The organism is Fibrobacter sp. UWOV1 (assembly GCF_900142495.1).
Lineage (GTDB): Bacteria > Fibrobacterota > Fibrobacteria > Fibrobacterales > Fibrobacteraceae > Fibrobacter.
Map to the genome: position 1 here is coordinate 116845 of NZ_FRBA01000005.1, position 23899 is coordinate 140743.

17 protein-coding genes are annotated in these 23899 nt (G+C 51.7%); 3 read left to right on the top strand and 14 right to left on the bottom strand.

The window, feature by feature from the left end; genetic code table 11:
* Position 1: 1 nt before the first annotated feature.
* Together BUC02_RS08745 and BUC02_RS08750 are read left to right on the top strand one after the other, a co-directional pair.
* A complete protein-coding gene (locus BUC02_RS08745; protein ID WP_073321437.1) occupies positions 2–2404 on the top strand; it encodes a ribonuclease R family protein in 2403 nt (800 codons plus the stop codon).
* A gap of 104 nt (positions 2405–2508) precedes the next feature.
* Positions 2509–3441: a rhamnan synthesis F family protein gene (locus BUC02_RS08750; RefSeq protein ID WP_073321439.1), complete on the top strand. Its 933-nt coding sequence runs from the start codon at positions 2509–2511 to the stop codon at positions 3439–3441.
* Between the two features lie 66 nt (positions 3442–3507).
* Here BUC02_RS08750 and BUC02_RS08755 read toward each other — a convergent pair whose 3' ends face one another.
* Genes BUC02_RS08755 through rpmH form a run of 4 tightly spaced genes read right to left on the bottom strand, consistent with a single transcriptional unit; the run spans position 3508 to position 6129 of the window.
* The gene (locus BUC02_RS08755; protein ID WP_073321441.1) at positions 3508–5373 is read right to left on the bottom strand and encodes a YidC/Oxa1 family insertase periplasmic-domain containing protein; all 1866 of its coding nucleotides are present in this window, start codon (positions 5371–5373) and stop codon (positions 3508–3510) included.
* Positions 5370–5627 carry a membrane protein insertion efficiency factor YidD gene (yidD, locus tag BUC02_RS08760; RefSeq protein ID WP_073321444.1) on the bottom strand — a complete coding sequence of 86 codons (258 nt, stop codon included), beginning with the start codon at positions 5625–5627 and terminating at the stop codon, positions 5370–5372. Before yidD ends, BUC02_RS08755 begins: the two co-directional genes overlap by 4 nt.
* Entirely contained in the window at positions 5605–5955 is a 351-nt protein-coding gene (locus BUC02_RS08765; RefSeq protein ID WP_233144200.1) for a ribonuclease P protein component, read from the bottom strand. Before BUC02_RS08765 ends, yidD begins: the two co-directional genes overlap by 23 nt.
* 18 nt (positions 5956–5973) lie before the next feature.
* On the bottom strand, positions 5974–6129 hold the full coding sequence (rpmH, locus tag BUC02_RS08770; protein ID WP_072979488.1) for a 50S ribosomal protein L34: 156 nt from the start codon (positions 6127–6129) through the stop codon (positions 5974–5976).
* Positions 6130–6363: 234 nt separating this feature from the next.
* Here rpmH and BUC02_RS16190 point away from each other — a divergent pair, with 234 nt between their 5' ends.
* On the top strand, positions 6364–7572 hold the full coding sequence (locus BUC02_RS16190) for a hypothetical protein (RefSeq protein ID WP_073321447.1): 1209 nt from the start codon (positions 6364–6366) through the stop codon (positions 7570–7572).
* Here BUC02_RS16190 and BUC02_RS08780 read toward each other — a convergent pair.
* The 10 genes from BUC02_RS08780 to BUC02_RS08825 form a co-directional block, all read right to left on the bottom strand.
* Entirely contained in the window at positions 7556–8326 is a 771-nt protein-coding gene (locus BUC02_RS08780; RefSeq protein WP_073321450.1) for a methyltransferase domain-containing protein, read from the bottom strand. The two genes, BUC02_RS16190 and BUC02_RS08780, sit on opposite strands and share 17 nt — an antisense overlap.
* Before the next feature lie 24 nt (positions 8327–8350).
* A complete protein-coding gene (locus tag BUC02_RS08785; protein ID WP_073321453.1) occupies positions 8351–9589 on the bottom strand; it encodes a hypothetical protein in 1239 nt (412 codons plus the stop codon).
* Complete coding sequence (locus BUC02_RS08790) at positions 9589–10452, bottom strand: TIGR02147 family protein (RefSeq protein ID WP_254794164.1); 864 nt, start codon at positions 10450–10452, stop codon at positions 9589–9591. Before BUC02_RS08790 ends, BUC02_RS08785 begins: the two co-directional genes overlap by 1 nt.
* 194 nt (positions 10453–10646) lie before the next feature.
* Positions 10647–12614 (bottom strand): AAA family ATPase, encoded by a 1968-nt coding sequence (locus tag BUC02_RS08795; protein WP_073321456.1) that lies wholly within the window; start codon positions 12612–12614, stop codon positions 10647–10649.
* Positions 12611–16189: a UvrD-helicase domain-containing protein gene (locus BUC02_RS08800; RefSeq protein ID WP_083564523.1), complete on the bottom strand. Its 3579-nt coding sequence runs from the start codon at positions 16187–16189 to the stop codon at positions 12611–12613. Before BUC02_RS08800 ends, BUC02_RS08795 begins: the two co-directional genes overlap by 4 nt.
* Entirely contained in the window at positions 16176–19700 is a 3525-nt protein-coding gene (locus BUC02_RS08805) for an exodeoxyribonuclease V subunit gamma (RefSeq protein ID WP_073321471.1), read from the bottom strand. Before BUC02_RS08805 ends, BUC02_RS08800 begins: the two co-directional genes overlap by 14 nt.
* Positions 19701–19723: 23 nt before the next feature.
* Positions 19724–20740 carry a hypothetical protein gene (locus BUC02_RS08810; RefSeq protein WP_073321474.1) on the bottom strand — a complete coding sequence of 339 codons (1017 nt, stop codon included), beginning with the start codon at positions 20738–20740 and terminating at the stop codon, positions 19724–19726.
* Between the two features lie 93 nt (positions 20741–20833).
* The gene (locus BUC02_RS08815; protein ID WP_073321477.1) at positions 20834–22000 is read right to left on the bottom strand and encodes a deoxyguanosinetriphosphate triphosphohydrolase family protein; all 1167 of its coding nucleotides are present in this window, start codon (positions 21998–22000) and stop codon (positions 20834–20836) included.
* A gap of 21 nt (positions 22001–22021) precedes the next feature.
* Positions 22022–22933: an MBL fold metallo-hydrolase gene (locus BUC02_RS08820; RefSeq protein ID WP_073321480.1), complete on the bottom strand. Its 912-nt coding sequence runs from the start codon at positions 22931–22933 to the stop codon at positions 22022–22024.
* A gap of 26 nt (positions 22934–22959) precedes the next feature.
* Positions 22960–23856 (bottom strand): HD-GYP domain-containing protein, encoded by an 897-nt coding sequence (locus BUC02_RS08825; RefSeq protein ID WP_212668291.1) that lies wholly within the window; start codon positions 23854–23856, stop codon positions 22960–22962.
* Positions 23857–23899: the final 43 nt, after the last annotated feature.

Here is a 23899-nt window from a genome sequence, read left to right on the forward strand (position 1 = left end):
TATGGCTCAGCATTTACCTAGCGAAGAACAGATTATTGCCATTTTGCGTGACGAACCGATGGTCGGTAGCCGCCTGCGCAGCGCACTCGGGCTGCCCAAAAAGCAGAAGATGGCTTTTAAGCAGATGCTCGCCGACATGGTGGACCGCGGGCTTTTGAAGCGTACCAGCCACAAGGAATACCAGCTGGGCGATGGCGAAACTGTCGAAGAAAAACGCGAAAAGCGCGTGAAGAAGATTGCGGAACAGTACCCCGAAGACAACCGCCGCCTGGGCGCACGTAGCCGCCGCCAGACGGGCAAGGAAAACGAGACCCGCGTGAAGCGCGGCATTCTGCACCAGACGGGCGAAGAAGAATGGGAAGTGCACGAACTCGAAACCGGCAAGGTGTACGAGATGTGCCACCGCAGGCAGGCCCCGGGCAAAGAAGGCGAAACCATCAGCTTTACGCTGTACCCGCACCCGAAACTCAAGCATAGCTACCTCGCAAAGGTAGACCGCACTGCCGAAGCCATGAACATCAGCTGGGACGAAGTCAAGACAAAGTTCATGGAAGACGCAAACTTGCCCAAAGACTTCAGCCCCGCTATCAAGAAGTATGTGGACGGCGTCAAGGAGCCGTGCGGCAAGGACTTCAAGGGCCGCGTGGATTACAGGCAGCTCACGATTCTCTGTATCGACCCCGATGGCGCCATGGACCACGACGACGCCATTAGCGTGGAACGCACCCCCAAGGGCTACAGGCTGGGCGTGCACATTGCCGACGTGAGCTACTACGTCCCCGAAGGGAGCGAACTCGACGAAGAAGCTTTGGAAAGGAGCTACACGCAGTACCTGCCGTGGACCGCCGTGCCGATGCTCCCGGACAAGCTTTCGAGCAATGTTTGTAGCTTGCACCAAGGTGTAGACCGTTGCGCATTCACCTGCATGATGGAACTCGACAAGCACGCGAACGTGCTCAGTTGGGATTTCCACCGCAGTATCGTGAAGATTACCAAGTCCATTACCTACGAGCAGGCGATGGAAATGATGAAGAACGGCGACGACGACATCAAGGCGCTCGCCGAGGTGACCGCACTCTTGAAGCAGAACCGCACCAAGGACGGCCTGCTGGAATTTCAGAGCACCGAATTCGGCTGCAAGTTCAACGAAAAGGGCGAACCGGAAAAGATTTACCCGCGCACGACCGACGAATCAAATTCGTGGGTGGAAGAATGCATGCTCATCGCAAACAACTGCTGCGCAAAGGAACTCAAGAAACGCAAGCTCCAGGGCATTTACCGTATCCACGAAGCGCCGGACACCAAGGACATCATGGAACTGTACTACATGTACCCGGACCTGTTCAAGGATTCTCCGGTGATGTTGCGCGACCTGGGCAAGCCCCGCAGCGGCGACACGAACCTGAACCCGACGGCATTCAAGCTGTACGAACATTTGGTGAAACGTGCCCAAGGCGACGAGACGCTCACAAACCGCATTCTGCGCAGCATGCAGAAGGCGCATTACGACAGCAACAGCTTCGGCCACTTTGCGCTGAACTGGCAGGACTATGCGCACTTTACGAGCCCGATTCGCCGTTACGCCGACTTGTGGTGCCACCGTGAACTCGCGCGCAAGGGCAAGGAAATTACCGCCGAGCGCAAGAACAGCGTGATTGAAGTGTGCGACCTGATTTCGGCAAATGAAGTCAAGAACCAGAAAATCGAACGCATCGCCATCAAGGTGTGCAGCTGCTGGATTTTGAAGAGCCACATTGGCGACGACTTCGAGGCAACCGTCACGGGCATCGAAGAATGGGGAATCTACGTTTCTATCGCAGACCCGATTGCCGAAGGCCTGGTGCGTTTCCGCGACATTGCCGGCGATGACTTCTACGTATTCAATCCGGACCAGGGACTCGCTTTTGGCAAGAAGAGCGGGCGTACGTTCCGGCGCGGCGACAAGGTGCTGGTGCGCCTTTTGCGGGTAGACCCGCTGCGCGGTCAGGCGGACTTCAGCATTATCGAAAAGCTTAGCAGCGAACCGAAGAAGCGCCGCCGTCAGGGTGAATCTCGCGACGACTACCGCAACCGCGACGTTCATGAACGCGCTGACCGCGCCGCCGCGGCGGAAGCCCTCGGCTACGTGAGCCAGCCCGATGACGACTTTGACGACGATGTTCCGGAATTCGTTTCGGCGCACAGCCACATGAACCGTGGCGGTCGCGGAAAATCTCGCGGCGGCAGGTTCGATTCTGACGCCCCGAGTTTCGAACGTTCTGGCCGCAGTTCTCGCGGCAAGGGCGGAAGTTCTCGTGGTGGCGACCGAAACAGCCGCGATGACCGCGAAGGATTCCATGTTGCAAGCAAGCCGCGTAGGGGCGGCTCCCGCAAGGGTGCCGGTCGCAGCCAAAGGAGAAGGTAATATGCAATGCGTGATGTGAGAAGTGTAATTATACACCTCACACTCCACACTTCGCACTAACCACTGTCTACTACCTACCGTCTACTTCCTACTGTCTACTAATTATGTCCAGCAACGGTAAAATCATTCTCTACGCCAGCTACCAGACCGGGGAAACACTTCCCGGGTATGTGAAGTTTGCGCTAAAGCACCTTGCGGAAACAGACTTTACCGTCGTACTGCTCACGAACAAGCGTCCGCTTTCGGCAGAAACGTTAGCGTTTATCGAAGACAACGGAATCAAGCTTTACCTGACCGAAAATCACGGATTCGATTTCGGCATGTGGCGCCGGTTCCTGAAGGATGTTGCCAACGGCCGTAGCAGCCTCGTGGAATTCAACAGCATCACTCGCCTGCTGCTCGTAAACGATTCTATCGTCTACTTCCAGAACAACTTTGCCGACTTTATCCGCCGCGCCGAAGCGAGCACCGCCGACGTGGTATCGCTTACGCAAAACGACGAAGTTCGCCCGCACCTGCAATCGTTCTTCTTGTACCTAAAGCAAGAAGCCCTCGGAGCATTCTACCTGCACCTGCTCGAAACGCCCGAACAAGACACGTTCTATGACGTGGTGCACCGCCTCGAAATCGGCATGGCGAATGTATTCGACGAAGCCGAAATCAGGACTGCATCGCTATACAACACGCATTTACGAGCCCTGTTCGCCTACCCCGAGCTGATTGCACAAGGCGGCGGATTCATCAAGCGCAAGCTCTTGCAGCATCGTTTCAGCTTTAAAGAGAAAGCCCATTTTATTCGTCAAAAGGCCTACAACGCCTTGAACGCCGACTACCACAAGATGATTCTGGACGCAGGACTTGCTTCCGACTTTAAAGAAGAATGGCTCCCGAAACCTGTTGGCAATTCTACAAGCCAGGCATTAGACAAACTTTGGCAGAACGCATTCGACAAAATCGGCTGGCCCGTGCTCCGCACCGCCATTAAAACAAAATACAAGATTCTCGGCAAGCCGCTTGACGGCGACGAGTATAAATAAATTTTGTTACTATGCAAAAGCTCCCGAAAAAATCGGGAGCTTTTCCAATATAAATCTTGAGAGCTATTACTTCACGATTTCGGCGTCGACGACCTTCTTGCCATTCACGGTCTTGGGCGTGTTGCCGTTATCGCGGCGGATAATCTTGTACTGAATGATGCTCCAGAAGTTGGACACGATCCAGTAGAGCACAAGGCCAGACGGCATCACCGCGCTGAAGAGGAACATCATGGCCGGCATCATCCAAGTCATCATCTTAGCCTGAGCGGGGTCCATGGCGCCGTTGCCGCTCATGGTCACCTTGGTCTGGAAGTAGGTAGTGACCACCATGATCCACGGGAGGAGAGCGAGGCCATCGGGCATGAGGAACGGAATGCTGAAGCCGTGGAAGATCACGTCGCTACGGCTGAGGTCGGTAATCCAGAGGAAGGCCGGCATGCCGCGGAGTTCGACGGCGCGACCGAGCACGAAGAAGAGGCCCATGAAAATCGGCATCTGGATAATCATCGGGAGGCAGCCGCCGGTGCAGCTGGCGAGCGGGTTCACGCCGTTCTTGGCGTAGAGTTCCATGATGGCGGCCTGCTTCTTCTGCGGATCGCTGCGGTACTTCACGTTGATTTCGTCGAGCTGCGGCTTGAGCTTGCTCATGGCAGAAGTCGACTTGAGCTGCTTGATGGTGAACGGGGTCGTAATGCCGCGCACGATGAAGGTCACGAGGATAATGGCGACGCCGTAGTTCGGAATGATGGAGTAGAAGAACTTGAGCAGCTTGAGGAGCATGGCGCAAATCCACACGAACCAGACGCTCGAACCGGGGAACCACTTGGAACCGGTCACGATGATCTTTTCGTAGCCCTGGCCGAGAGATTCAACTTCGGCCCATTCCAGCGGGAGCACCATAAAGTTGTAGGCAACGGAATCGCCGCGCACAGCGTCTGCAATGGAGAGGCTGTAGGTACCCGGATCCGGGTTGCCCTCGGTAGCCAGGTTGATGTGCTTGGCCTTGACCTGTGCCGGCACCGGAGAATCGAACTGCACCGACATGGCCACGTACTTACGGCGCATGCCGACCCAGTAGTAGTTGGCGTTGTCGAAGGTCATGGCATCGTTGAATGTTTCGCGTTCGGTGATTTCGTTGTTCTTGAAAATCACTTCGCTAAAGAAGTAGCTTGTACCGCCGAAGCTCTTGCCCTTCGGGAATTCTTCGGTTTCACGCATGCCGCCCTTCCAGGAGAGCTCGTACTTGTCGACGCGGAAACCCTTGAACTTGTTCACCTGACGAACAGCGACGCCAGCCTTGGTAAAGCCGTAGCTACGCACGAGCTGGTTGCCGTTGGCATCGGTAAAGACGAAATGCACCGTGGTATCGTTTTCGACATTGATCCATTCCGGAGCGTCTACATTGAACATGACTTCGGAAAGGTCGGCACCGCCGAGGTTCAGGTCGAGGGCGCCGAGCGCGGTATCTTGAATGAGTTCGGGGAAATGGTTTGCGGAATCCGGCAGGGCCTTGACGATCACGCTCTGGACCTTGCCGCCCTTGTTAGAAAGGGTCATGATGAACTTGTCGGTTTCGACCGTGACCGTACGCGGGGCGATTACCTTCGGGGCTTCGACGGCGGCAGAGGAAGAATCGCTTGTAACGACACTTGACGTATCTCCCGCTGCCTTCAATTCCGAATTCTGAATTCCGGATTCCGAATTTCCAAGAACCGGGGCAGCCTTGATCTCGGCAGTGGAACCAGGGAGCACGAGTCCGCTTGCGGACGGAGATTCGGCAGAATCGGCGACCTGGGCGGCGGCTTCCTTCGCTGCAGCCTGCTTTGCGAGCTTGGCCTTTTCGGCAGCTTCGTTGTTTGCGCTCGTCATGGAGAACCACCAAATCATGATGGCTGCGATAAGGACTGATCCGATAAGAGTATTCTTGTTCATCTCTTTTCCTTTTTGGGCGGGACCGGGTCATAGCCGCCCTTGCAAAACGGGTTGCATCTTAAAATTCTATAAACCGCAAGAAAGAAACCTTTGAACACGCCATGCACCTGGATCGCTTCAATCGCGTACTGTGAGCATGTCGGCTGGAACCTGCATACCCCGTGAAAAAAATAGGGGTGAATCAACTGGTACAGCCGGATAGGCACAATCAAGGCGCCTTTCAGGACTTCGTTAACCTTGTGCGTCCAAGCCATCGGTCCATTCCATTTTCTTGAACACCTTGAGCGCCGACTCGCGCATGCGTTCCGAAGACATGACCTCGGAATTGTCGCTCACAATGATCATCGCCCACACGGGCTTTGCGATATGGGGAACCCTTTCAAAAAACAGGGGCCGCAGTAATCTACGGCACTTGTTGCGGTAAACAGCGTTACCGTTCTTCTTTTTTGCCAAAAAGCAAAAACGACAAAAACCGTCCGGGCTTTCTATCCAACGCATCGTGAAAGACGGCGTGCGGATGAACTTCCCATGGACGGCTACTTGCCGATAAGCTGGCTGGTTAGGCAGCCTATAGGAGCGCAACGAGGCTATGAGCCAATCCTACTTTTTGTAGATGGTGTCGCTCACGGTGAGGCGCTTGCGACCCTTGGCGCGACGACGGCTCAGAACAGCACGACCCCAACGGTCTTCCATGCGGGCACGGAAACCATGCTTGTTGGCGCGCTTACGATTATGAGGCTGGAATGTTCTTTTCATTGTAGTAACCTTTATTAAAAGTCAAATTTTTTGAGTCTCAAAATTAGAAAAATTCCTAGATAAATCAAGGGGTCAGGGCCCGCGTAAGCAAGATTTACTCACATTTTCGAGCTTTCCCCAACAGGTCCTTCAACTTATCAACAATCTATCAACATCTATTTTGAAGACTCCCGCCCGACGCCTGCACAACCAGGTCGGGGCGGCATTCGAAAAAAAATTATATTTCCAACCGCTATGAAGAAGAAAACACTACTTGCAATTTCTCTTTCGGTGGCCACCCTGATCGTCGGATGCGCCAGGGGGCTCAACCCGAGAGACCCCGATGTCTACAGAAACAAGACCGGCATTATCGGCGTGTTCCGCCAGACCGCCTTCTACTGCGAAGACGTGATGCCTCAGTACATGACACTTGGCTCCCAGAAGATCGTGGTGAAACCGGGCTGGAGCCACGAACAAGACAACCTGTTCATTAGCGAAATGAAGCCGGGTATTGCCCCGCTGTACAAGTACGAATACTCTTGCGGCGTCGACGAGACCAAGCTCTCGCTTGACACCACCGACAACGGCAAGAAACCCTTCCCCTACGCCGTGAAGATTCCGGACAAGGGCTTCTGCAAGATCGTGATTTCGTTCCTCGAAAACGACAACCTGTTCTCGCACAACGACGACCTTTTGAGTGAATCCTTCGAAAAGAACGAAGTGGCCGCCGGTTACCCGAACATTCCTTACTGCGACGTGATCGACACCAAGGGTAACGTGGTAACCTTCATGAACCGCGACTCGCTTTACCGCGAAGAGTACAAGGCCGCCCGCGAAAATTCCAAGAAACTGGGTACTGACGACATTTACCCGTTGGTTACCATCGAAGAAGGTTCCGACATGGCAAGCATGAGCGGCGACAACACCCAGGTCATTCTCGTCACGTGGCACAACAATCCGGACCGTTTCAAGGATGGCGAATTGACCACCCTGAAAGACGGCGAAGTGCTTTGGGCCTACACCGACAAGGAATTCCTGAAATGGTTCCGCGAAAACAACGACAAGGTGGACAACTGGGATATCCGTTTGAAGCAGCTCTTGGGTAAGTCTCCCGAATCGGACAACAGGTACTTTACCGTGTTCTGGGTAAGGGTAACTGACGTATTCCGCCCGGCATACTTCCCCGAAATCAATAGCAACATGATGAATACGACCTTCACGAACACGCTCGAAGAAGACACGACGGCTAACGCCATGTGGTTCAAGAACTGGTTCGACAAGGAAAGCGCATCGCGCAACAGGGACGCCGGTCCGTGGACTCGCCTGGGTTATACTTACGACTGGGGCAATCCGAACAGCAAGTACGGTCTTTCGGAATTCATCGTGAAGGAAGGCGCCGAAATCGAAGTGAAGTTCACGCGCAAGAACCGCGCATTCCTCACGTGGCTTAAGGACAGACTCTAACCAGCGTCCTGTATAATTCCTGGCCAGCAGTTTGATACTTGCGTTCGAAGGCGGTTTCTGGATTTTCTGGATTAAACGCCGCGCACTCGACATCAAGATTTAGCGAAAGACAGTCGCCTGCAATGCAGGCGGCTTCTTTGTATTCGCGGGCGTAGATTTCCCAATTGGTGCGGAGCTCCGTCACCGGGCTCAGGCGCATGAGTACCGGAAAAATCGGGTGCAAATGAAAGCGCCGAGTAGCCTCGCTTTCCTTGGGCCAGGGGTTCGGGTAGTAAAGCGCATGGTGCAGGACATTCCACTCGCCCGCCTGCACGCGATCGAGCGCGAGGCGCCAGAAATCCAGCAGTTCCGCACGCACCCAGAAGGCATTCGCCGGAACATCGCAGGAGGCACCCGCCGAAACTTCGAGCTGCCGCTCGTTGCCGGCCTTGGAGAGCCGCACCGCTGACTTGTCGATTCCTATGACCGGGACATTCGGGAATTTCCTTGCCAGGTGCAGAGTGCTTTCGCCGGTACCGCAGCCGGAATCCAGCACAAGATCCAAACGCCCTGTCAAGCGCCCTGTAGCCTTAGACCCATAAAAAGAGCACACGAAATCCGAGGCTTTTTCAAACGCTTCGCGGGTATGGTCCGCGACCGGACGCAAAAAAGTCGTGGCAGCGTACTTGCGCACCACGGCTTCTAAATTCTTGTAGATGTCTTCTTGGTTTGATTTTACCGAATGAACTACGTTACCATTGGATTGCTTCGTCACTCCGTTCCTCGCAATGACGTATAACTATTTCTCCCAAATGGAGAGGCGATCGCCACCGATCAGTTCGACATCGTCGAGCCAGACTTCTGCGTAGCCGTCGATCGTCTTGAAATCCCACGCCAACTGGTTCACGCACTTGAAGGCGGCCTTGTCGGCCGGCAGCGGCACGCTCACTCGCACCCATACGCTATCAAGGCCGTATTCGGACTGGATCAATTTCTGGTGGTCCGGTTTCAGATTGGAATCAATGATGTTAAACACCACGGAACCGATACCCTTGATGCGGAAGGCGACGGAATCCACCGACGAGATGTCATTGCAGAGTGCCTTGTCGCTCTTGCCCAGTTCGACACCCATGGTTGCCCAGGGCCAGTGAGCGACTCCGGAAGAATCCTTGACGATATCGCCGAAGTGGGCGGCCACATGAGCAGAGATGTTTCCGTCTTCGTTCGCAAGCGTAAAGAGATGGTTTTCGCCGATAATGAAGTCGGGGGTCACGTTGTCGGCAAAGTCGTAATACCACCAACCACCATCGTAAGTACGTGCCGGCATAAAGCGGTTCTGGTAGTTGGAATCCTGGAAGTCTTCGAGCAACAGGGCTCGGCTTTCGTCAGCGAACGTACCGGACACAGTGCTTTCGCCTGCGAGGACCTTCAAGTAAGTGCTGCTGGTATCGACGTCTTCGACATCGGGAATGAACACCAGGCTGAGCACGCCTTCGGGTAGGGAATCGAGCGTGAAGTTGCCGTCTTTTACCTTGGCGGAATGTTCCAAGCCGCGAACCTTGACAACACCCTTCAGGGACTTGTCACCCACGCTACCCGAAACGGTTGCGGTTTTCTTGAGTCGGTCCTTACCGAGGTCGACACTTGCACCGTTCACCTGGACCGGAATCTGCAAGGCTTCGCCAGCGAGTTTCGCTTCGAGCGTGTAGTCGCCGTCTTCAACGCCTTCGATAGTCACATTGCCGTCCTTGTCAGCTTCGGCAGAATAAGCCTTTTCGTCGCCGAGAGCTTCGCTGTCCATGAGACGGACCTTGGCGAGAGCCGCCGGAGACTTTTCGGCTGTCAAAATCTGTGCGGTAATTGCGTTACCCGCTTCGGTACCGCTCGGGCCACCGCCGGCTGTTTTGGTTTCGCCACATGCAACAAGACCAAGCCCGAAAGAAAGGGCAAGGATCGAGGTCACGGCGAACTTAGCCATATTTGCGGGAGTATCCTTCAACACATCCCAAAAATAGAAATTTTCGTTGAGGTTGCGCATTACACCCCCTTGTTTTGCGGAGCGGCTCCGGTATCAGGGTCGTCCACTTTATCAGACAAAGGGAACATCGCAATATTCAAAGCATACACACGGTCGGCGCGTTCGCTCTTGCGGGCGAACTGCAACAGACCTCTACGGAATTCTTCGATACGATGGCGGATTTCAGGCAGGTCGGATTCGTCGGCAGTAAACACCACAGACGAAATATCGCGTTCTTCGGGTTTATGACGATCAAGCGATTCTTGCGCAAGTTCGATCGTATGCCTGTGGAAGTCGCGAACGGCCTGGCTCTTGACTTCGCCACCGGTACTGATAATCTGGTCGGTAATGTTCCAACCGCCGTTGCCATCGGGCACCACAAGGCCCAGCTGCTTTAAAATGCCAAGGGCAGAGCGCGCTTCGTCCTGCGAAATGGCAGGATTCAAACTCTTGCCGAGCTTGCCGATATCGCTAGTGTCCTTGGTAATGCCAATCAGGGCGCGGAGTGCGGCGCATGCCCAGCTGCCGAAATACGAAAGTTCCGGCGTAGACAAGATTCGGGTCTCCATGGAACGCAGTTCCATGAGCCGGTAGTACAGTTCCGAAAGGGTCTGCTTGGCCTTGGTCTTGTTGAAACGGTATAAAGTCTTGAAGTATTCGGCACGGCGGTCATCGAGTCCGCAAATACGGATAAATGCCGGGAGCGTGCCCTCGTTCAGATGCCCCTCTTTCTGGAATACACGCACAAGCCAGGCCGGGTCAACTCCGGTCTTCTGGCCAAGATAGCGGTACGAGGTGAAGGGGCTGCCTTTCTTGGTTTCGACAAACCAATCCTTCAGGAACTCGCGGTATTCCAAATAGTCTAATACTTCGGGCATAGCCATAATTTACCCAAATATAGATAGAAAATGTTTACAATCCGTTGAGAGTTATAAAGTTCCGTTGCTTTTTTTACAACAGCAATTCTCAACACCCCGAAAGCCCCCAAAATGCGATTTTTTAGAAAAATCGCGGAATTTTTCTAATTTCAAGGATTTTGGCAGCGAAAACAGGCCACCGCAAGCAAAAACACCGAGTCTTATAGCTCGATACCCGTGTCGCGTTCGATGACCGTCTCGCAGGCCGCCTTGAATGTCTCGGGGGTAGCGACGATGGTGAGCGACTGCTTTTTGGTGCGGGTGATGCCCGTATACAGGATTTGCCGATTCAAAAGCGGATGTCCCTTGCGCGTCGGCAGGAACATCATAACATTCGGGTAGCCAGACCCCTGCGATTTGTGGATGGTGATGGCAAAGGAGGGCTCCAGGCAATCTTCCGCAAAATACGAAAGCGGGTAGAAGACGAATTTGGACTGCTTTTTAAGCATTAAGAAGTACTGCTCATGGCGATTCGATTTAACCACGATTCCCGTGTCGCCATTATACAACTTAAATTCATTCTGGTTGCGATTGAAAATCAGGATTTGCCCTACGAACCGTGTTGACGAATTTGGGGTGAGCGTTTCGGCGACAATCTGGTTCAGCGTTTCGACACCGCGGTTGCCGCGCCTTTCTGCCGAAAGGATTCTCGCCTGGTTCGCCGCATTCCAAAGCTTTTCGCAAATGGACCGCTGTTCGGGCGTCACGCATTCCGAAGGAATATCCGGATCGACTTTTTCTGCAAGGTCCATAAGCGGGGCGTAGAATTTCAGGCTCCACTTGCGGACTAGATTTTCGACGGTGCGGAGTTCCTCCCGACGAGAAAGCGTTTGACCTTGGTCGAGGTCTATCAGGTGAACGCTATCGCGTTCTTCCCAATAAGTCGCGCGAGCATTAAAGGGGGCGGCCTCGAAAGAGACTTCTTCGCCGCGCTGGATTTTACCCGCCAGCACGCCGATTCTAGACTCGTCGTTGAATCGGTTGGAACGAATCAGCTTGACGACGAAATTGTAGTCGAATTCCAGAATGTTGCCGAGTACGGCGCCTGCATCAACCGAGGGCAACTGATTCGGATCGCCCAAAATGAACAGTTTGAAGTTTCCGCTGGGCGGGAGCGCCTGCAAAAAAGCGGCAAATAACGAAACGTCAATCATGCTCGCTTCGTCGATGATGTAAATCGCCTTTTCGGGAAGCGGATTGCCGGAATTGAAAGTGAAACCGCCCTTCGCAACACTGTATTTCAAAAGCCTATGCAAGGTATAGCCCGATGCCTTGACGAGCTTTTCTACAAAACGAGGATTTTCACTACGCACCGATTCCGAAATTTCGCGCAAGGTATCGTCCATGCTTTCGGCGAGGCGATCGGCCGCCTTACCGCTCGGAGCAGCCATGTACAAATCCCAATTCAAGTAGTCCACATCGCTTGCAAAAAGTTTCCAGAGCAAGAACCCGATAACGGTCGTCTTTCCGGTGCCGGGCCCGCCCGTGACAATCAAATTCTGCGATACACCGCGAGCGATGACTTCGGCCTGACGGTCATCGAAATGAATCGGCGAACCTTCACGAAGCAACCCCTGTACAAAATCCTTGGCCAGTTGCACGGCGGCGCCATCAAGCAAAGATTCCTTGAAGAAGCCCGACTTGAAAATGTTTTCGATGTGGTTCTTGTCTTCGAGATGCTTCGCCGAAATCAGATAAGCGCATCGGGGCGTTTGCTGTAAGCGCAACGGCGTCGCATTGTCACCTATAATTTGCGTGTACTTGCCCGCGGCAATATCTCGCACCCCACTCATGATAAGCGGTTTGAATGTATCTGCGGCCAGGTACGGTTCCGTACGCTTGAAGCTTTTTAAGGCGTCGCGGCTTTCCGCCTGAACCACGAGACCGTTCCACTTCTGCTCCCATTTAGCATAGAGCCTTTCGGCATCGAGGGGAATGCGGGTGTTGCCGTCTTCCAATAAGGTGAGGTAAATGAGCAGAACCTTTTGCGCCTCGAAAGACAGTTGCGGTTTCTGTTGCAATGCGCAGAGCAGATTCAGCATCTTTTCGGCGATGGGAGAAATCCCACGCATTTCACGAAGCAGGGAGAAGTATTCCGCGACCGAACCATTGACGTTTACAACACTCATGCGGACTCCTTCGTGCTACGCTTCATCAGGGCAGCGACATTGCGGTAGCTCTTTTCAAGGTCACTGTAGCTCTTCCATGTTTGGCAATAAATGCCGTTGCAGGTCCCGGCGTTAGTGCCGCGGGCAAGTGCATAGTAGATGCCGCCGAAATGCTTTTCAAAAATCTGCGGTTCGTCTTCTCCATAAAATTGTTTAAGCCACTTAATCAGCAAATAACTGTAAAGTACGCGCTGGATAGAATATTCCTCTTCGATCTTTTGCGAAAGGGCGTCCTTGTCGCTGTAATCGGCATCGTCCATCACGTCAGATTTCCAGTCCAGAATCGAATAGTAATCTTCGCCGTCGTCGCCCTTGCGGACAAACATCAAGTCGATAAATCCTTTGCACAGGCAATTCATCCAAGACGATTCTTTGCCGTGGCTATCTAGATGAAACCCCATTTCGGCACGGCGCGTAGCGGCAGGCAAATCCTTGAGGCGGAATGTTTTTCCGGTAGCAATGCTCCCGTGAATTTCGGGGAGTTCCGCATTCATGGTATTCCAGATAAAGCCCACCGTCAAGTCGTTCCATTCAGGGTGTTCCTGAATATGAATCGAATTGCCTTGATAAGTTTCGGCGATCAGATTGCGCAGGGTTGCGTCTTCGCGAGCCGCATTTTCGTCAGGCAAATTTCCAACGGTTTCAAAATCCAGATTTTCAAAAACCTTGTGCAAGGCATCGCCCAGATTCGCGCCGCGGGGATAATTCGCGACACCTGCGACAGGTGCATTCTTGTCGTAATTTGCGCAGGGTTGCACCAACGCAGATGCATCATCTATCAAGATGCTGTTAGTTCCGCTGCCCGCCTCGATAAAGTCTTCACGGTTTGCGCGATTCCCATCGACAGAAATTTCTCCGTTGTCGTAAAAATCTTCGCGATTTTCAAGCACGCGCTTTTTAGAAGCCAGGCTTGAATAGGAATACTGGTAAATGCAGGCGTCATTCACCTTGTTCTGCAACGATTCGAAATCGGGCAACCTGCTATCGTCGGGTTTTTCATCTTTTGTGTTGCGCAAAATCTGGGCCACCATTTTCTTAAGTTGCGAAGCGCTTGCCGTCGCATAGGAATCAGCATGGGAATCGTCCTGACAGGTGCGCGCAAAATCCGTTTCGGAAAGTCGCGCAATGGCATTCGCCAAGAAGGCAAAAGGTTTATTCGGCTTAACCGTTTTACCATCATCTTCGAACCAGATTTTATACTGCGGAACAATCATCAATGATTCAGCGCGGGTATATGCCACGTAAATGAGCCTGCGCCATTCCGCATGGTTCTCTCTTTTACTCGTCTCGCTAGAAACTCCGGCATCAAAGCCGATGTATTTTTGCCCTTCGTAATCGAAAGAGAACGGTTCACGTTCCTTGCGGTAATTATCCCCGCGAAGCCCGCCAGTAATAATCGCAACCGGGAAAGCGAGGCCCTTAGAAGCGTGGATTGTCATGAGGTTCACGGCATCAAAATCGCTCCCCTTCGCGACTAGGTTTCCATCGGCGTCATCGACATCTTCCGAAGAATTCGCAAGCCCTTGCAGGTGCTTGATAACTTCTTCCAGCGAGACCTGATTATTGTACAGGTAGTCAAAAATGTAAGTCCCGATTTGCTTGACTTTCGCCAACTGCTGCAACGTTGCGGGCGTACTCAGATACTTGTCGATTTCCGTTTCCTGATAAATGCTTTCCTGAAGTTCCGCCCAGCGGCCTTTCGCCACCAACTGACGCCAACCAACAAAAAGCTTCATGATGTCGCCAGTCGGATAAATGAACGATTCATCCTCAACGCGTTCCAGGGGAACCCTGAAAAAGTCCGTAATCAAGGCCTCGTTCAGGAACTTGCGATTCCAACTGGAAAAATCCGGGGCATCCAAAGCCTTCAACAGCGAAATCCAATGGGCGCATTCCTTGCCGTAAAAAAGATTCGTATCCTTGTAGCGGGTATAAGGAATACCCACCTGCGCCATGGCGCTTTCCAAGGCTGTCATCTCGCTTCGGGTACGCGAAAGAATGGCAAAATCCGAGAAGCGCACATTCCGCAGTTCTTTTTTGTCCTTGTCGAAAACCCGCAGCGATGTCTTGGAAGGATCACCTGCACTGGGAGCACAACATTCGACGAGTTTACGCACCGCGAATTCTGCAAACTCGTATTCGTCCGACACGTTCGAAATCCACAAGGGTGCCGTCTTTTCGCCATTCAAAACAGGAGGCTGCTTTTTCAGCTTGTCCACCGGGACATCCGATTTCGAGAAGTCGCCATTTTCAAGGAAATCGCCCAGGAACAGTTCGTTGCAGGCCTCGATGATATCGTCGCTAGAACGGTAGTTTGTCGAAAGCCTGCGCCCATTCTTCTCGCCGATTTCGGCAATGGCGTGGCGATAAACACCCACATCGGCCCCTTGGAACGAAAAGATAGACTGCTTCGGATCGCCCACGACGACGATGTTGTTATCAGGGGACTCCAAGAAAATCGTCTTGAAGATATCCCACTGTAACTGGTTCGTATCCTGGAATTCGTCGATGATGGCGTAGCGATACGTTTCGCGCAGTTTCTGCACCAGTTCGCCGCTACCATTTAAAACCGATTCGTGGACATCATTGATCATGTCGCTGAACGACTGCGCTTTGCCTTCGCGCTTTTCTTTTTGCCAAAGTTCCACTAGGTCTTTCACATGGTCGAAAATGAATTTCTGGAACACCTCTAGGGCGGCCTTCTGCAAATCCATATCCTTGAGGTCAAAGAAAAAATCGACCGCCGCATTCAATTCGTCGCTTTCCCAGACGCCTCGCCATTTTTTCGTAAACGTTCTCGGGAAAAGCTTATCGTCACCCTTGTAAGCCTTTATGGCAGCGATAAAATCCGACAGTTTTAGAAGATTCGTTTTCGTCTTGAGGACTTCTTCGTAAGTTTCGCCCTTGTTCTTGAGCAATACATTCCACGCGTTACGCGCTCCAGGAGCCCACTGCAAAATTCCTTCAAGAGTGCTGTAGTCGGGTTCAAATTTTTTTGCCTCGCGATTCTGCAACATAAACTTGGCCGCATTCACAAAATTCTTGACGAACAAGTTCATCTTGAATTTCGAAGAATTCAGCATGTTCATGAATTCCGTTTCGAAAGACCACTTATCACGAATCAGTCGCTGAATCAGGTTTTCGATGCCGTCGTCCGAAACGACTTCCAAGTTAAAGGAAGAACCCGCCTCGTAAGCAAAATCGTGCAACACCTTCTGGCAAAAGGAATGGATGGTAAAAATCGGTGCCGTATGGATATTCTGCAAGGCTTCGCGGTAGCATTCCAGATTTTCTTCGGCGAGGCAGTCTTCCATCTTTTGGCGGATACGGTCGCGAAGTTCACCGGTCGCCTTGTCGGTGTAAGTGACAATCAAAATTTTCGAAAGCGGAATACCTGCGCGGCCATTTTCGCCACGCACCAGTTTTGCCACCAACTGCTGGATGGTGTATGTCTTGCCCGTTCCTGCCGAAGCATCGATGTAGAGGTTATTGCCGAGATGAAAATCATCAATGTTAAAAAGCTTAATCTGGGTCATCGACGGTCCCTCCTATCACATCGGAAGTCCACAAATCGGGAGTCAATTCCTTGAGGTCCTGACATTCCTTGTTCCAGAGATCCATAAAGTATTTTTCGGGGAACCCGCTGACCTTCTTGATATCGAACAACTTGGCGCCTGCGAAATATTTCCAAGGCGAATGGTTTTCGTCATTGAACGCCTTGATGTAATCGTCGTAAGATTCAACTTTGTTTTCGGACACCATGTCAATCGGGAGAACCTTGCTGTAGCGTTCCCACTTTCCGCTCGTATCCATCTGCACCGCAAACATTTTGCGGTAAATCTTTTCAAGCAGCTGTTCCGCTTCGACGGGAGTCCGCCGGACAGGCTTCGCTTGCCATATCTTTTTGGAATAGCAGTCGATGAAAATTTCAGGAACAGGTTCGTTTTTCTGCCCCGCCTCGCAAATGAGTGCAAGCGCCTGGACATAACCCGTCAAAAAATGGTACTGGTGGATTTCAACACCCGCCGTATCAATCAGGTGAATGCACCTGTCGTTCTGCACATACAGGGGAATAGTCCCTAGCAGTGTCCAGCCATTCATCTTGAGTTCGACGGTCTTTCGGCCATACCGAAAATCAGGCTTACGATACAAACCGGCAATCAAGTTGGCCCAGCACTTTGTTTCATCAAGGATGTCATTCCAGATGCGTTCGCTGAAAGCCCCCTTGGGCAAAAGCCCCTTGGAAAGGGCATAAGTGCGGATGTCATCCCATGTGGTCAAATGATCGTTTTCAAAGACACCCAACATTTGGGCAAGCAGCATGCGGCGCAAAATCGTCTCTTGCAACTTGTCAACAAGGACAGGCTCGAATTCCGTCTTTTCGGGGTCTTCCTTTTCGTCTTCGATTTGCATCATCTGGCCGACGCGGAACACGAAAGGATCCTTGAGAAACTCCTTGAACTGATAGACACTCACCTGTTCGGGGAGGCGCGGGTCTTCGCCATTTTCGGGGTCGGGTGTAAAGTTGACCACATCGCGGTCATTGCCGAATTCCAGATGCGCCTTCTTATTACGAATCTCGCGCTGGGTAAATAGCATTTCCCACGGGCGCGTTTCATCCAGCGGGATATTGTCGTCGGGCCACAAGTTCTTGAGAGTCGAAACATCCGTCACGCCAGCAGCCTTCGCCGCATTCCTCAGGAATCCGCGAATGTCGTTAACAATCGACGACGGGTAAAAGTCCTCGTCTTTTTGCAGGTCCTTATTCACATAGCTTATGAAGAATCCCTCGGCAGTACTCATGAGCTGGCAGAGGAAAGCGTAGCGGTTCCTGCTAACGACCGAATCGTCGCCAGGCCAGGGGCGGCATGACTTGCGCAAGTCAAGCGTATTCGTATTCCGTACCCCCGGAAAGTTCGCCGCATCGGCACCCATAAAGAACAGGTACTTTGTCGGAACAATGCGGTTCGGCGCGAATTTCATGAAAGTAAGACCGTTAATAAACAGGTTTCCGCAACTGTATTCCGAACCACGTGCCGCATACATCAGAGTCTGCGAAATAATCTTGAACGAAATCGCCTCGCTACCGGCAAGGTACTGGTATTCCAAATTTTCACGTGCCGAAGTAACCGCGTGGTAAATGACGCTTTCGCCCGCAAGTTCCTTGGGAGGGTTCCCCATGCAAAGCCAGGAATCCAAAAACTGATAAATGGCCGAAAGGTCCGAATCCACGTTCATCCAATTTTCAAGCGAATCAATGGCATCTACAAATCGGTAAAGTGAACTGCTGTCAGAGCTGCTGATATCGCTGTAGGGCTGAATTTCGCCAGAATCGGTTTCTACGCCGCCATAAGAAAAACGTGAAAGCAAAAGCCGCCGGGTCGCCGTCACCCAGGATTCTTCGCGACGGGTTTCGCCGTTGTCGTCGACGATGCGGTCGCGGTAAACATTCATATTCGACGCCCAGGATTCCCAATTGGAAACTTCGTCAGCATGAATCCTGCGGACATTTTGCACCACGGGGTTACGCACCAGGGCAAAAAAGTCGGGCCTCGAAAGCGTTTCCTTTTCGTGAATCGCAAAAAGAATCGAAAGCGCATTCGCCGTCAGTGAATCGCGGGCGGCAGAATCGACAATGTTAAACGGAACATGGAACCCATCACGGGTCTGATCAAACACCTGAAAAATCGCCGTACGGTAATCGTCGATATTCGGGGAAACCACGAGGATATCGGCAATCGTCGCTTTCGGGTTTCCGAAGACATCTTTTTCTGAAAGCAACTTGCAAATGCGGGAATGGAGCGCTTCCACTTCGCGAATTTTCGAAGGCGCCGTTGTCACGCCGAAAGAAGCGTCTTTTTCAAACGGAATCTTATCGAGGACATCCGTATTTTCGCAGAAGACATTCTTACGATGGGCCACCATCCACTGCACCTGATGCAGCAGGGTGTCGCAAGGCATTTCCTTATTACGGTCGACAATGGAATCGCCATCGAATATAAAGTTGTAATCGGTTGCGATACTCCAGAGCTTGATGCTGTCGCGACCAGCCTTGCCCCAATAGCGCAAAAGCTCGTTTTCGTCTTCGTCTATTGATTCGCTTTCGTCGGCAGGATCTGCCGCAAGACGCGGGAGCGCAAGTTTCATGCTTTCGAGTGGTTTCTGCCTGCCGCTGCAATCTTCCCAGAACGCCATGCAGGGGTTTTGAATATAGGCGTAAATTTCGTGCTGGTTTGCAAACTCCTGCAAGATGACGCGGTAGAACTGTCCCATGCCCGAAAGGCCAAAAATAAAGACCGGGAGATCGCTATCGTAATTGAATTTGACCTTGCCGTTTTCAGTTTTGCAGGCTTCGTACAAATACGGAAGCGTCAGGTAGGTGACATTTTCGCCACTCTTTTCGGCAGACTTTTCAAACACCTGCGTCAAGAGCGATTTTCCCTTGTCACCAGCATGGAACAAGGCCGAATAAAGTTTTCGCTGCCATTCCTCGTTTGCAGCTGCCGAACCGTCGCGCGTGATAAAGAAATCACGCAAGTTTCCCTGTTTCCAGCAGTCCAAAATTCCCTTGGCACTGTCGCCGGTTTCGGAATCCGAAATAAAACCACTCGGGCGGCTCGTTTCGTATTCCAAAAAGAGCCCCGCCATCACGTTCGCAAAATCGAAAAGCCGGTTTTCGTCAATCACACCGTCGTTTTCGAGATATGCCTTGACGCTTTCGCCCAAAAGCTCGTAATTAAGCTTTCCGTCCGTTTCTTGCTGCAAGTATGCAATTATGACGTTTGCAAGCATGTCGGAAGAAAGCTTTTTAAGGCGGCCGTTTTCGCCCACCAAAATACCGAAAAGGAACCTGTCGATGGTACTCTTGTTCAGGTTTGCAAGCACCCCTTTCTTTTGCACCCAGCGCAGGCGGAACCACTGTTCCAGTTTCGGGTCCGGGAAAATGACAATCGGAGCCTCGAAAGGATTTTTCCAACACCGAGAAATCTCGTCGATCATTTCGTCGGCGAGATTTTCGAGGTTCAATGCAAATTTCAGGTGCAACATAACTGCAATCTAAAAAATATCCGCTAGAATTTCAGCCGAACAATAATAGCATTCTCGAAATAGTCGGGATTACCGCCGATGCGCCAAAGCGAAGATTCGTAGCTGTACAAGTTCGGACGCGCATGGCGAAGAATGGCAGCCCCCGTCGACCGCAGATACCCCGCCTTGCATTTGCTGCGGGCTCCCTTCAGCACCGATTCCAAATCGTCGATAAATACACTGACGGCATTGTGGTCATGTGGATTGTAAGGTTCTGCCTGCACCTTCACCTTGAGCGATTCAAAAATTTCGCTACGTTTCTTGCCAGCCTTTTCAGGATCGTCCGCAAAATAGAATCCTGTCGCTGCCCCAGAAATCTTTTCGAATTTTTCGATGCTATCGACCCAGGGGTGATTTGCCGCCCCCACGATTCCCATGGTGAAATTGAACTTGCGATTTCCGTCACCCTTGAAATAGCGAATGAACATACCCTCTGCCGTTTCCTTGCTGGGTTCCGGTTTCAGGGCCTCGCGAGCAGCCGCATAAAGAATCGTCGCCGTATCGGTTTCGCCAGTAGAAACAGGTGCATCATTCGCATAAATTTGCAAGAAGTTTCCATCGCCATGGAATCCCCCGTAGATCCAGGCAAAAAGCGACTCGGGAGCCACTGGCTTCAAGATATGCAGCAGAATCGGCGTAAAGTTTGCAAACACCATCGAACGCCTATGCAAAAGTTCCGCCACCAAAAGACTATCGCGCACTTCAACCGCAAGCAACAGCGCCCCGACATGCAACAAGAAGGAATACTGGTTTGCATCCAGGTTCTCGATGTCTACGGGAATGTACACCGAAATCTCTGCCTGCAATACTTCAGGCAAGTAGGTATACCACGAAGGCGTAAAATAGGCACTTCCCTCAACGCACTGCATGCGCGAAAGTTCATCGGCCGAAGGCGTTGCAGCTCCAGCATAATCCAAGATTCCGGTTTCGCTGCGGGTAAAGGCGTAAGCATTCACCGCCTTGGATGTTTTGATACTGACGTAAAAGATATCATTTGCCATTGTAGGCCTCCTTGTTGAAGGTTACAATGTAAATATAGATTTAAATAGTGTCATAAAATGACACTTTGTAATTTTACACAAAAATAGTTAAAATTAGGCAAAATTAATCCCGAACGATTTGGGAAGAACGATTTCCTTGTAGGCGTTCATCAGGTAGTCATCGGTCATGCCCGCAACATAGTCGGCAACGGCACGCAGCTTTGAAGTAGACGCCTTGTATTCGGCACTCATGGAATTGAACCAGTGATTGATTCCGGTGACTTTTTTGTCGGAGCCGAGTTCCTCGAGGCATTCTTCCAGAACGGTTCGGAACATCGTCTTGATTTTTGTGTCTTGCGTTGACTTTTTCGGGTTCAGGTAAATGTTCTTGTAGTTCCAATCTTTCAGGCGGTTCAGCGCCTCAAAAACTTCCGGCGAGAAATTGAGAGTTTCCTTGTCAATACTACTGTTGACCAGGTCCTTGATAAGCGTGTCGACAATTTCGCCGTTCTTGTTGCCAAGCACTTCCGTGACTTCGCGGGGCAAGCTTTCGCGTTCCACCAGTTTCAAGATGATGGCATCTTCGATATCGCGGCCAACATACGCAATCACGTCCGAGATGCGCATGACGCAGCCTTCGAGCGTCATCGGCACCATATCTTTCGATTTAAAAGTTCCCTTGAGGCTTTCGCGGTATTCCGTCAGCAACTTTTCCGGAGTCTTGCTACGGTCGCAGCCGTATTCATTCTTCAAGATTTCGCCGTTGTGGCAGATAATTCCGTCAAGCACTTGTGCGGTAAGGTTCAGGCCTTTTCCGTAGGCTTCAAGGTCGTGGAACAAGCGGAAACTTTGAACGTTGTGCTCGAAAATTCCTTCACCCTGTTCCTGCAAAAATGCCGAAATGATTCGCTCGCCGTCATGACCGAAAGGCGTGTGGCCGACATCGTGTCCTAGCGAGATTGCTTCGATCAAGTCTTCGTTCAAGTTCAAAAAACGCCCGATAGTCCTTGCAATCTTCGCCACCAGCTGCACGTGCAGCACGCGGTGCGTAATGTGGTCATTTTCGACCAGGTAAAAGACCTGCGTCTTGTCGATGTAGCGGCTGTAGCAATAAGAATGAATAATCTTGTCGGAATCGTGAAAAAAGTTAGGACGCACATCAGCCTGCGACTCGTGAAAACGAATCGCCTGTGCAGACTTGCAAGCGTAAGGCGCAAGCGAGTTCTCTTTACTGTTCAACCGCGCTTCTATCCGCTCCCTTGTTTCAGCATTCCATTGCATAGAAAATCCTTGATTTCAAAACTATTCCGCAAATCCCGGCGGCGGCAGGTGCATGCCGGCCATGGTAAGTTTATTGTCGCGGGCGTATTGCATTAGGCGCTTGCGACTCTCGATGGATTTTTCCTTATCCATATCATAGTTGGAATTGATTTCGGGGTAATCCTTCTGCAGCGCATAACCATGCATCAAGTCGCCAATCACGAGCAGGTTGCTAAACTGGAACGCAGTATGGCCGGGCGTGTGGCCCACGGCGTCAAGCGCAATCACCCCCTGCGGCAACGTGTCGCCAAAAGCGAACAAGTGCAGGCTATCTTTATAGATGCCCATAATCACCTTCTGCAAATCATTTTTAGGAATATCGTTCATCCAGGCATCGTATTCCACTTTGCCCGCATAAACCGTCGCATTATTGAAAACCCTCACGTCTTTGCCAGCAGAGTCTTTTGCAATCATGCCTGCGATGTGGTCCACATGGAAATGCGTCAAGTAAATCAAATCGATTTTGTCAGGAGTTACGTCCAAAGCGGCGAAGCGATCCAAAGTCTGGCCACCGAAGGCGCCGAGGCCCGCATCAAACAAGATGTTCTTGCCATCGATCTGCAGCAGGAACGTGCTCACCGAGGCGGGAATGCCGTCGGGCAAGTTCAAACTTGCAAACAGCGAATCGCTCGCGTCGCTAAAGAGGCTGCGGGGGTTTAGCTTTTCGCCCTGATTGTCCTGAATCCAGGTGACTTTCGCTCCGTTCGCAAGCGTGATAGTCTTTGCCACCTGAACGACATTCGCTGCTTCTGCAGGGGCCGCATTTTCTGCCGATTCCGCAGCAGGCTTTGCCTGTTCAGCATTTTTTTCGGCAACTTGGTTTTTGGTGTCGCTGCAGCCGAAAGCGACAAATGACGCCATCAAGGCAAAGAGAGGGAGAAAACGCTTTTTCATAAGGACTCCTGTTTAAAGCCATGTTGTTAATATTTCACTTGTTCAGGAATGCACTTGATCAGTTTTTCACGCGGAATCGTGAGGAAATACTTCACGAGTTCCGCATCCAGCTGAGTTCCCGCCACATCCTTGATAATCTGGATGGCATCTTCGTGCGTCTTGGGCGCCTTATAGGAACGGCGCATCGTAATGGCAGAATAGGTGTCTGCAATTGAAATAATTCTTGCCGGCAGCGGAATCTGGTCACCGGGTTGGTCATAATAACCGTGCCCGTCGATACGTTCGTGGTGATAAAGAATCCAGTTCTTGATATGCGCAAAAGTCTGTAGCGGCTCGAGAATTTTCACGCCCACTTTCGGATGCTGCTTCATGACGATCCATTCGTCCGGATCCAGTTTTGCGGGCTTGTTCAAGATAGCCTCCGGGACACCCAGTTTTCCCACATCATGCATTAGCGCCGCATATTCTAGGCTTACGGGATTGATTTTGTACGTTATTGATTTCGGCAAGTATTCGTAAAAAAGCATCGTCAGCCGCTGCACATGGCGACTATGACCGTTCAAGTTCGGGTCACGCGCATCGATAACGCCCACAAGCACTTCCGCAATGTCAATACTTCTGGACTTGGCCGTTTCGATCAAGTTGAACATCAGCGTGAGTACGATTGCCACGAAAACGCTGCCGCCCAAAAGAATCAACGCCATCACCAGGTCGGGATCGCCAATGAAAGCACTGAACAAGTACCCCAACAAGAAAAATATCAACAGGACAGCAGCAATCGTTTTCCAGATGCGGTCACGACGGCTACCCGCAGAAAGGACGTCGTGCGAATTTTTAAGGAATCGAAAATACCTGACGATGTTTATCACCATCAGAATCGATCCCCAAAGGATTGCAACTGTAATGAAATGGTCTTGGGTCATTTCAAGTAGAAAATATAATTTTCCCGCTTAAAATGGAGGCATT